15 protein-coding genes are annotated in these 10523 nt (G+C 51.2%); 12 read left to right on the top strand and 3 right to left on the bottom strand.

Annotation, left to right across the window (positions count from 1 at the left end; translation table 11 throughout):
• Positions 1-169: 169 nt before the first annotated feature.
• From C3B51_RS23545 to ettA, 3 genes are all read right to left on the bottom strand, one after another.
• Complete coding sequence (locus tag C3B51_RS23545) at positions 170-331, bottom strand: hypothetical protein (RefSeq protein ID WP_155946259.1); 162 nt, start codon at positions 329-331, stop codon at positions 170-172.
• A gap of 319 nt (positions 332-650) precedes the next feature.
• The gene (locus C3B51_RS05910) at positions 651-1013 is read right to left on the bottom strand and encodes a PilZ domain-containing protein (protein ID WP_046005592.1); all 363 of its coding nucleotides are present in this window, start codon (positions 1011-1013) and stop codon (positions 651-653) included.
• Positions 1014-1147: 134 nt separating this feature from the next.
• Complete coding sequence (gene ettA / locus C3B51_RS05905) at positions 1148-2812, bottom strand: energy-dependent translational throttle protein EttA (RefSeq protein ID WP_130244479.1); 1665 nt, start codon at positions 2810-2812, stop codon at positions 1148-1150.
• Positions 2813-3345: 533 nt separating this feature from the next.
• Between ettA and C3B51_RS05900 the strand changes: the two genes are divergently transcribed.
• The 12 genes from C3B51_RS05900 (at position 3346) to C3B51_RS05845 (ending at position 10519) form a co-directional block, all read left to right on the top strand.
• The gene (locus tag C3B51_RS05900) at positions 3346-3621 is read left to right on the top strand and encodes a helix-turn-helix domain-containing protein (RefSeq protein ID WP_125720083.1); all 276 of its coding nucleotides are present in this window, start codon (positions 3346-3348) and stop codon (positions 3619-3621) included.
• A complete protein-coding gene (locus C3B51_RS05895) occupies positions 3596-3958 on the top strand; it encodes a hypothetical protein (RefSeq protein ID WP_125720081.1) in 363 nt (120 codons plus the stop codon). Before C3B51_RS05900 ends, C3B51_RS05895 begins: the two co-directional genes overlap by 26 nt.
• A gap of 9 nt (positions 3959-3967) precedes the next feature.
• Complete coding sequence (locus C3B51_RS05890) at positions 3968-4387, top strand: glycoside hydrolase family protein (RefSeq protein ID WP_046005596.1); 420 nt, start codon at positions 3968-3970, stop codon at positions 4385-4387.
• A 39-nt stretch (positions 4388-4426) separates the two neighbouring features.
• Complete coding sequence (locus C3B51_RS05885; RefSeq protein ID WP_046005597.1) at positions 4427-4672, top strand: hypothetical protein; 246 nt, start codon at positions 4427-4429, stop codon at positions 4670-4672.
• A 133-nt stretch (positions 4673-4805) separates the two neighbouring features.
• Positions 4806-5627: a baseplate assembly protein gene (locus C3B51_RS05880; protein WP_130244478.1), complete on the top strand. Its 822-nt coding sequence runs from the start codon at positions 4806-4808 to the stop codon at positions 5625-5627.
• Positions 5628-5635: 8 nt separating this feature from the next.
• The gene (locus tag C3B51_RS05875; RefSeq protein ID WP_130244477.1) at positions 5636-6550 is read left to right on the top strand and encodes a phage tail protein I; all 915 of its coding nucleotides are present in this window, start codon (positions 5636-5638) and stop codon (positions 6548-6550) included.
• A 14-nt stretch (positions 6551-6564) separates the two neighbouring features.
• Entirely contained in the window at positions 6565-7122 is a 558-nt protein-coding gene (locus C3B51_RS05870; RefSeq protein ID WP_125720071.1) for a phage tail protein, read from the top strand.
• 33 nt (positions 7123-7155) lie between these two features.
• A complete protein-coding gene (locus C3B51_RS05865) occupies positions 7156-7422 on the top strand; it encodes a hypothetical protein (protein ID WP_130244476.1) in 267 nt (88 codons plus the stop codon).
• 42 nt (positions 7423-7464) lie between these two features.
• Entirely contained in the window at positions 7465-8280 is an 816-nt protein-coding gene (locus C3B51_RS05860) for a hypothetical protein (protein ID WP_130244475.1), read from the top strand.
• A 9-nt stretch (positions 8281-8289) separates the two neighbouring features.
• Positions 8290-8742: a hypothetical protein gene (locus tag C3B51_RS05855; RefSeq protein ID WP_130244474.1), complete on the top strand. Its 453-nt coding sequence runs from the start codon at positions 8290-8292 to the stop codon at positions 8740-8742.
• Between the two features lie 72 nt (positions 8743-8814).
• Positions 8815-9804: a baseplate assembly protein gene (locus C3B51_RS05850; protein WP_130244473.1), complete on the top strand. Its 990-nt coding sequence runs from the start codon at positions 8815-8817 to the stop codon at positions 9802-9804.
• Positions 9797-10519, top strand: a complete 723-nt coding sequence (locus C3B51_RS05845; protein WP_130244472.1) for a phage tail protein I — start codon at positions 9797-9799, stop codon at positions 10517-10519. The genes C3B51_RS05850 and C3B51_RS05845 overlap by 8 nt, the downstream gene beginning before the upstream one ends.
• Positions 10520-10523: the final 4 nt, after the last annotated feature.

Below are 10523 nucleotides of genomic sequence, written 5' to 3'. Positions count from 1 at the left end.
TGAACAGGTATTAAGTGAAATCGGTATTAAGCAGTGAAAAAAGCAGGTTGAGTTTCAGGCAATTGAGAAACGCGGAGTTATAAACAGGGTTGAATAGGATTGTGGACACTCTAATAAGCCCGCCGGGTGCAAATTTCTTCGCGGGCTTAGTAACAATATCAATGACGGATTAGCACAGCCACGATGTTTGTGTGCCCGGACAGCGATGATCTGACCAACAGTAGTAAGTTTTTTCTACGCCACCAGCTACTTGGGGTGTCATGTTTGCAGGTACGCCTGCTTTGTCGTTAGATAGGGCTTTCATTGGTTTCTTTTTCAGTTTTAGTAACATAGTTATCTCCTTTGGTTGTTACATTAACTAACCTAGCACAGGCCAAAAGTAAAAATAAAGTAAAATATTCCCTTTAATCTAAAGAGAATGATTAGGCTATTTCACCACAACGATCCCAAAACGGCATTCTACCAGGCTTGACGGTCATAACAACGGCGTCAGCGTGATGGGATATTGTTTATGGCTGCAATGGCTGGGTAAGGCGCAAAGAAAATGGCGTGTTCTGGAACTTAAGATCAAATGAACAGAGAGTAGTTCAGTGCTCTGGTGCACACAAGGGTGCAAAGCCACCCTTGTGGGACTTTGTCCATACCGGAGCTTAGTCGTGCAGCAGGAGTTGCTCCAGGTCGCGGTGCAGTACGTCGTCGTCTCCCAGGTTTAGCTCAATCAGGCGTTTGAGGTGGGTTACGCTGTCTAAGTCTATCTGATTACAGTGCACGCCAAGGTGGCCTTCTTCTATATGACGAACCTGAACCTCCATTGCGATTTGAATATCGCTTTGCGGTAAGGCAAAGCGCAAACTGGCTGGCTCATCTTTAAGGGGGACATACCCCACAGGTAACGTCAGCAGTGCGCCATTGAGTGAAAGGTCAATCACTTCGCATTTGTAGTCGCCACTGGCCGTCATAAGCAGGGCCGGGTTCGAAAACAGTACGCGTGAAAATCGTCTACGTTCTTTCATCTGTATTCTCTTAGCTTGTTTCTTATAGCTTAGCCAGTTTTTTGCTGTCTCTCCACTTTGCGGAGCAAAATTCAGTTCAGAGCAGGTATAAAAAAGCCCCGAAAATCAGGGCTTTTATCTGGCGTTATGGGTGATTAACCAATTTTTTTGTATTTAATACGCTTTGGCTCAGCGGCTTCCGCGCCATAGGTCTTTTTCAGCCACTCTTCGTATTCAGTGTAGTTACCGTCGAAGAAGTTCACCTGACCTTCGTCACGGTAATCCAGAATGTGTGTCGCGATCCGGTCGAGGAACCAGCGGTCGTGCGAGATACACATTACGCAGCCTGGGAATTCCAGAATGGCGTTTTCCAGTGCACGCAGGGTTTCTACGTCCAGATCATTGGTTGGCTCATCCAGCAGGATCACGTTACCACCTGCTTTGAGCAGTTTAGCCAGGTGCAGTCGGTTGCGCTCACCACCGGAAAGCTCTTTTACGAACTTCTGCTGGTCGTTGCCCTTAAAGTTAAAGCGGCCCACATACGCACGGCTGGGTACTTCAAAGTTACCAATTTTCAGAATGTCCTGACCATCAGACACTTCCTGGAATACGGTATTGTTGCCGTCCATGTCATCACGGAACTGCTCAACGGTGGCCAGCTGCACGGTCTCGCCCAGCACAATCTCACCGCTGTCCGGCTGATGCTCACCACTGAGCATTCTGAACAGGGTAGATTTACCTGCGCCGTTGGCACCGATAATGCCAACGATTGCGCCTTTTGGTACCGAGAAGCTCAAGTTGTCGATCAGGACGCGATCGCCAAAGCTCTTAGTCAGATTGTTCACTTCAATGACCTGATCACCCAGACGCGGACCCGGCGGAATAAACAGCTCGTTGGTTTCGTTACGCTTCTGATAATCTGTTTGTTGCAGCTCACTGAACTGTGCCATACGGGCTTTTGATTTAGCCTGACGGCCTTTCGGATTAGAGCGTACCCATTCAAGTTCTTTTTCAATCGACTTCTGGCGGGCTTTTTCCGACTTCTCTTCTTGCTTCAGACGGGCATCTTTTTGCTCCAGCCATGAAGAGTAGTTGCCTTCCCATGGAATACCATGGCCACGGTCCAGCTCCAGGATCCAGCCTGCCACGTTATCAAGGAAGTAACGGTCGTGGGTAATCGCGACCACAGTACCTTCGTAATCGTGTAAGAAGCGCTCTAACCAGGCAACCGACTCGGCATCCAGGTGGTTGGTCGGTTCGTCCAGTAATAGCATGTCTGGCTTTTCAAGTAACAGACGACAAATGGCAACCCGGCGACGTTCACCCCCCGACAGGTGCTCAATTTTGGCATCCCACTCAGGTAAACGCAGTGCATCGGCAGCGCGCTCCAGCGCGTTGTCCAGGTTATGGCCATCGTGTGCCTGGATAATGGCTTCCAGTTCGCCTTGCTCTTTGGCTAATGCATCAAAGTCGGCGTCTTCCATTGCGTACTCAGCGTAAACTTCGTCCAGGCGGCTCAGTGCGCGTTTTACTTCACCCACTGCTTCTTCAATGGTTTCGCGCACGGTTTTGCTTTCATCCAGCACCGGCTCCTGCGGCAGGTAGCCAATTTTGGTGCCAGGTTGCGGACGTGCCTCTCCTTCAAACTCGGTATCGACCCCGGCCATAATGCGTAACAGGGTTGATTTACCCGCACCGTTCAGACCGAGCACACCAATTTTGGCACCCGGAAAAAAGCACAGAGAAATATCTTTTAAGATTGTGCGTTTGGGTGGCACTACTTTGCTCACCCGCGACATTGTATAGATATATTGAGCCATGAATTTTGCTTCTCTTTGTTTAGATGTGGTTATTTTAGTGAATGCGATGCATGGGGGCAATGTTTGTCTGGCATACAAGCTACTTTGTGAAGAATACCCCGCTTAATTTTACAATTGTTAATACTGTTTGCTTCCCTCAAGAACTGCAGGTAAGTTTCTATAGAAATCTTAGATGAATTTTAACTTTATAATTGTTAGGGCATTTTTGACCTGTTTAGCGCCGATGAAAAAGGTATTATAGCCCTAAGCTTGATAAAGCTATGACATGGAGTTGTAAACATGTGATGCGATTTTTGCATCAGCGCACTTTTCCTTCAATCCCTGCGCCAGCACACTAATAACAGCGGATGTTACAGGGAGTGAGTGAACAACCTACCTGGTTCACTGACGGATCCGTTTAATTTAATGACCAGAAACATGAACAGTGACCGCTGTTGCTCGTGATTGCTTATCACATCAAGTGCACAATGCGAAGTCCCGCATACAGGGCGCTGTTTTGTCTGTCGAATGACTTCAAAAGTATAAGGAAAACGATGAAGCAATTTATACATGCAAAGCCGCGACTCACAGCGCAGCGAAAAACACCATTAGGTGCCGATATTCTGAGGTTTGCTCGCCATATCAGAGGCTATACACAGGCAGAATCAGCTGCGCACTATGGTGTTGAGGAGCGTACATTGAGACGTTGGGAAAACAAAGAGTACAGCCCCAAGTGGAACGACGTAGTCGGTCTGGTGGAGGATGTTTACTCGCTCGATATTCTAGAAGTAATAGGAAAGATCAATGATGATGACACAACCAACCATTAAGCAGCTGCGTACCGCCTTGAAGCGCTGGGGTCGATTCTGGCGTGCCAAAGAGCTGGGTAAAGGGTTTAGCCGTCAGGCTGTAACTGAGCGGATAGGGGATTCTGGTGCAGGCTACATCAGCAGCGACATGATGACGGTGCCTGAAGAAATTGAAACGCTGACCCAGTGCATTGCCAGGCTGCGACCTGAGTGTATTCGGGCGCTGCGGGGCAAATATCTGGTTGAGGGAGATATTGCCCTGGTTGCTAAAACACTGGGGTTTGACTCCAAGCGGTCGATGGAGTTTTGGCTGGTGAAAGCAGAAAGAAGCCTGCTCCAGAGTTTATGTCATCCATAAGGAGCGAATATGACCATTATGAACACGGTTGAACAGTTAAAAAAGCATGAAGGGTTTCGCCGTTTCCCTTACTACTGCACGGCGGGCAAGCTGACCATAGGCTATGGCAGAAACCTGGAACAGAACGGCATTGCAGAGGAAGAAGCGGAACAGTTGCTGGCACAGGATGTGGCTAACGCACAGGCCGGCGTGCGACGCCGCATAGATACTGTGCACTGCAATGAGGCCAGGCAGGCGGTACTGACCAATATGGCGTTTAATTTGGGGATGCAGGGATTGCTGGGCTTCAAAAAGATGCTTGAGGCAGTGCAAAGTGGCGATTTTGAGCGTGCAGCACTGGAAATGCTGGATAGCCGCTGGGCTCGCCAGGTGCCAGAGCGGGCGCAGGAGCTGGCCCAGCAAATGCTCAGTGGCCAGTGGCAGTCTTAAATTGCTGGGGGTAACTATGAATGAGGAGGTGGCCAAACCATGCAAGCCGATCAATGGCAAATGAAAAAGGAGCTGAATCTGGCTCATATCCTGACCACCATTGCATTAGTGGTGTCGGGCATTTTATATCTGAACGATCTGGATAAACGGATCACCACAAACTCACAGGAGCTGGCACATCTAAAGCAGATCCGCAAAGAGGACCAGAAGCGCATCGAAAAGCGTCTGGATTCTATCGATAAGAAACTCGACGCCCTGTTGAGTGCAAAACGCAATAACGGCTAGCTGAGGGCACAGTCGATGCAGCACATCTGCATCAGGTTGCACCGCCAAAGCATTCTGCCTCGTCCTTTTAATGACTGAATTGACCTGAACAGTATTGTCCGGGCGGGACGACTGTTGCCTGAGGAATTGATCTATGAATACCGCGATTGACTTATCACGCCTGGCGCCTCCGGCGGTGATAGAAACACTGAATTACGACGAGATCCGCCAAGCGCTCATAAGCGCGATTACCGAACGCTTGCCTGAGCATACGTTACTGGCGTCTGATCCGGCAGTCAAAGTCCTGGAGGTTGCCGCTTACCGGGAATTACTGTTAAGACAAAGGATTAACGACGCTGCACAGGCTGTGATGCTGGCCTTTGCAGCAGGGAGTAATCTGGATCACCTGGGAGCCCTGTTTGGTGTTGCCCGCTCAGAAGGGGAAAGCGATGAGCGTTACCGTGCACGCATTCCACTGTCGCTAGAAAGCCATAGTATGGCTGGCACCAATGGGGCCTATCAGTTTCAAGCGATGTCGGCTGACCCGCGAGTGCGGGATGTGCATGTGGCCTCAAATACGCCGGGTGTGGTGGAGGTCACGGTGCTCACGGAGTTGGGGGCCGATCAGGCGGCGGTGCAGGCGGCGGTGTCGGCACACCTGAACCATGAAGATGTTCGGCCACTGACAGATCAGGTGCAGGTCACCGTCACACGCCCAACCAGTGTGGTGGTTGATGCACATATCTACCTCAATCCGGGTGTGAATGAGGCTCAGGTCAGACTGGCAATTGATACGGCTATGGACGATTTCAACCGCGCACATACCCGCCTCGGCAAAGAGATCCCGCATTCAGCCATTATCGATATGTTACACCAGGGCGGGGTGCGCAAAATCAAGCTGTTGTCGCCGTCGGATGACATTGTGCCTGAGGCAACACAGGCCGTGAGTTTGTCGCTGCAACTGTCGTTTTTATAGGTGGGGCAATGACTGAGACAACACAATTATTGCCGCCCGGCGCGAGCGTACTGGAACGTGGCTTGAGCGAAGTAACACAGTGCAGCGAGCGTGGGGTTGTGCCAGAGCAGATAGCCAAACTGTGGGATCCACAAACCTGCCCGGAACCTCTGTTGCCCTGGCTGGCCTGGGCGCTGTCGGTGGATGAGTGGGATGAAAACTGGCCGAGCGAGACCAAGCGGGCATTGGTAGCCCGCTCTGTGCCTATTCACAAACATAAAGGAACAGTGGGCTCGGTCAAGCGGGCGCTGTCTTCACTGGGCCTGGAACTGGAGTTTTTCGAGTGGTTTGAGGATACCGATGATGTCTATCTGGCCCCGTACTTAAGCAAGGAGCCGCATACCTTTGTGTTTATTGCCTGGGCCAATGCACTGCCTTACACCAGTCGGGCCATCAAGCTGGATCAGGCGCTGTACGACGCCATTTACCGGGTGACGAATCAGACCAAGCCGCAAAAGGCCCATTTTGATTTCCTGGTTGGGATGAAAATGGCCAGTGGCGCGGCAGCAGGGGCAATCGTTCACCCGATCACACACAAGCGGATGTATGCGGCGGTAGAGCCCTGTATTGGCGACAAAGCCAAACAGCGAGACAGCCTGGTTGGGCTTTCTGTGGCTAGCAACTTATCGCGCGCGCGTTATCAGGTGTTCAGGCACCGCGCTGGGGTGGACAAAGAGCGCCACCGAACATGGCAATGTGGTTTACGTCAGGCACTGTGCATGACTCGTAAGCCCCTGCAGGTCGTTCGTTTCAGAGGGCTATCGGACCAGCGTATTCCCGATGAGTTTATTAACAGTCGCAGTTGCGCCGCAGCGTTCATGCACATCAGCCGCCGCCGGGTGAGTGCGGTGCGTTGCTACGGCACGCTTGGCGTACCTGTATAAAGGAGTTTTTAACAATGAGTATTTTACTACAACCCGTGATCACCTCGGCGGGCTTATCGGCGCTGTTCAGGGCGCAACAAGGTGGCTTTAAGGCCAAAATCAGCAAGGTGGGCCTGGGCAGTGGCAGCTATCAGCCGCATGAAGGGATCACCCGCTTGCAGGATGAAAAATACAGACTGGATCTGGCCAGTGCCAAAACCCTGGCGGATGGCAAACAGTTACATCTGACGGTGCGCGATGCAGAGCCTATCGCAGGAGAGGGCTTTTTTGTTAACGAAATCGGTTTTTATACCGAAGAGGAAGTCAATGGTGAAATTCAGCATGTATTGTTCGCTGTTTATTCTTCTCCGACCGAGTCTATTGCTTATAAATCCAATGATGTTGAATTGCTGCTGGCATTTGACTTGGCCCTTACGGGCGTGCCTTCGGATTCAATCACGGTGATCGATCAGGGGGTTGAGTTCAATATTTTGGTCGCACCTGAGCTTGCCAAAATGGGCAAGGCACAAATTGGCAATATGCATCGTCACCTGAAAATGAAGTTTGCATTGATGGATCAGGGCGTGCTTTAGGCACCTGGTCTAAATAAACAAGGAGGCATCATTATGACGCAATACAGCACGGCTCCTGAGCGGGCACAACAGCTGGCCGAAGAGGCCATTAAATTACTCAAGCAAGCCAAAGCACTGCAACATCAGGCGCAGGTGGATGCCGCCCGGATGCAGGCTTATCAGCAACACAGCGATGGCCTGGCCTTTCAGTTTCTGGCTGCCTGCGCGGAATACGGCGAGCATAGCCCACAGGCGGGTAAAGCCCGTGAACGCTGGCTGGGGGCACGTAACGCCATCAAGGTCCAGTTTCCAAGAACTTAATTTTATTTAACTTTTTAATTCCAATTTTAAACGGAGAAAACGATGGCATTAGAACACGATATTGCCAGCCTGGTTGAAGCGTCAGAAGCGCTGACCAGCACGGTAGATAACAAAATTCAGAGTATTGATAGCGCGCTCAGTGCGGCACTCAGTGCAAGTGAGACAAAAACAAACCAGCACCTTGCAAAAGTAGATGCGCAGTTGAGTAGGTACACGGAGTCTCAGTCGCATTTTCGGGTGACAAAGAACCAGGCATTGATCCCTAAAGAAGATGGCTCGTTTCCCAAAGATTGGAGTGCGGGCTATCTAAAGCAAGCCAGGTTGGTTGAAACCGTAGAAACGGGTGTTGAGCCGCAAAACAGAACCGATCTTGCGCGCGAGTTTTTACGCGCAATTGGTTCAGATACCAAGTACTTTGCCAAAAACTTTAATATCTGGGAAATGGAATTTCTGCCTTATCGAAACGTGACCAACGAGAACGGAGACACGGTTAAAACCTATTCCTATATGATGTATCAGTATCTGCGTCGTCCTACCTACGTGACCTGTGCGGCGGTAGTAAAGCACATTCGTGGTGCGGTTCCAACCGGGTTCTGGTGCAGTGGTTTAGAAGCAAATGCACCGGCTAAGGTATGCGGTGGTGGCATATCCCATAGTAATCGCAACTTATACACACATTGCCATCCCTATATCCATGGTAAAGACCTCGACTTGTCTGAAACAACGGTGATCCAGGTCGCATTACCTGCGGTGGTAACGGGCAATGTTCCAATTGCGAACGCCTGGGGCCAGTTCCCATACTTGGGTGACAGTACTGTGTCTGCTTATGAACATCAACCAACCCCAACTTTACCTTAGGAGTGCAACATGGCAAAACTTATCGTCAATAATCAGGTAGCAGAGCAATTCTTTGACCCATTTACCCCACCTGCGGTGGTTGCACAGTTTGTGGAGGAAAACTTCGGTAAACACAGCGAATATTCAGTTGAGCTGAGTGAGGCCGAACAACAGATGAAAAACCGTATTCAGGTTCGCGGTGATGTAGAAAAGCAAGTAGCGGACAATCAATCCCTGCTTGGCACAACGTCAGATACGGCCCACTTGTTACTCAATGAGCTCAGCGGTTTCGTCAACAAACTGTCAGCAGCTCAAGACATAGACGACGTAAAAGCGTCAGTGACTTCACTGAAAGACACCATTGGTGATATTGAAGGGAAAGTAGCAACGGGTGAGCTGACCTTTCCTTATCAAAGCAAAGGGCTGGATACTGTAAAACAGGAGATCATTGACCGCGCCAATGGCGTTAACGACCTGCTGTAACCCTTGCCCGTTCGCCGCACTCTTGCGCTGCCCTTTGCCTTAATTTCCAAACTTGTATTATCAGGAGCTGCTATGTCTCTGACCAATTTTAGTGCCATAGATATGGCACGTTTACCTGCGCCAAAACTGATAGAGCCGCTGAGCTTTGATGAGATAAAAACCGCCATCGTGGCGGACTTTTCACAGCGCTATGACGGGGGAGGGCTGGATTATGCCAGTGACCCCGCTATAAAGCTCATTGAGGCCTTTGCCTACCGGGAAATGCTCTTAAGGCAGCGCATTAATGAGGCAGCCGAAGCCGTGTTGCTGGCCAAAGCCAGCAGCGCTGAGCTGGACTATCTCGGCGCGCGCTTTGGTGTCAGTCGTGCAATGCTGTCGTCAGGCGATACCTCTGCGACTTCGCCTGCACAACCTCAGTATGAAAGTGATGAGCGCTATCGTGAGCGAATTCGTCTGGCGCTGGAAGGATTCAGCACAGCGGGACCGGCCGGCGCTTACGTGTTTCATGCCTTGAAAGCATCGCCAAAGGTTCGGGATGTGTATGTCTGCGCGCCTGAGTTTGAGCGCTCAGCGGTAGCGGACGCCACTGCAACAAGCACATTTGTGTTGAACTGTACATCAAGTGCGGGGCTGAGTGAGCCCATGCCCGGCGATGTCGCGGTGACTATCCTCAGTGATGAGGGAAGCGGGCTGGCGTCGCCGGCTTTACTGGATACGGTCCAGCGCTATCTCAATCAGGATGAGATCCGCCCGCTGACCGACCGGGTGCGGGTGAAAGCCGCAACTATCAAGCCGTTTACCATAAACGCGCGCTTGTATCTTTATCCGGGTATGGATGGTGACGCCATCAAACAGCAGGCATTAGACATCACCTCAGAGTGGCTATCTGAACACCACAAACTCGGCCATGACATTTCGCTGTCCGCCCTGTATGCGGTGCTGCACCGGGAAGGAGTTCAACGGGTAGAGTTACTTGAGCCACAGTGGGACATCACGGTAGGACTGGATGAAGCCGCTTATTGCTCAGCGATTGAAGTCGACATTGGAGGCGAGCATGTCTGAGTCACTCTTGCCCTGTCAGGCGAGCGAATTTGAGCAAGCACTGGATAAGGCCGGAAGTCGTATTTCACAGCTGCCTGTGCCCATTTCACAAATTTGGGATCCGTGGCGCTGCCCGGCGCATTTTTTGCCCTGGCTGGCCGACGGGCTCAGCGTGGACAGCTGGGACAGCCTCTGGCCCGAGCATATTCAGCGCCAGGTGATTGCCGACAGTGTGCCGAATCACAGGATCAAAGGCACCATCGGGGCAATTAAGCAATCTCTGAATAGTTTGAATGCCAGTGTTGAACTACACGAGTGGTGGCAAACCGGCGGTGTGCCGCACAGTGCTGAGCTATTGGCGCTGGCCCATGACAACCTGGACCCGCAGGGCAACACTTTGCTGACGCCAAAACTTCAGGCGCAGTTGTGGCAAAGCGTCGCTGCGACCAAACCCTGTCGTAGCCAGATCCAGTTTAGTGTTGGTGTGACGCAAACTCAGACGCTGGGTCTGGCTTCGGGCGCACACTCACTGAGCGCCCAGACGGGGCAGTGGTCTGAACAATACGATTTTTCTTTTTCACCTTCATCAATACACCTGTCAGGCGCGGCACAGTCCTTGTCTGTGTCGACACGCTGTTTAAGTCAGTCTGCTCAGATGCAACTTAATAGCGCGGTGTGGGTGGCCAATGGGATGGCCACGACCCAGCTGCAACAGGTTATGATGACAACTGTTTAGGCAA

This window comes from Pseudoalteromonas rubra (genome assembly GCF_004212645.1).
Taxonomy (GTDB): domain Bacteria; phylum Pseudomonadota; class Gammaproteobacteria; order Enterobacterales; family Alteromonadaceae; genus Pseudoalteromonas; species Pseudoalteromonas rubra_G.
The sequence above is the reverse complement of the archived record's forward strand: the minus strand, read 5'-3'. Positions and strand labels throughout refer to the sequence as shown.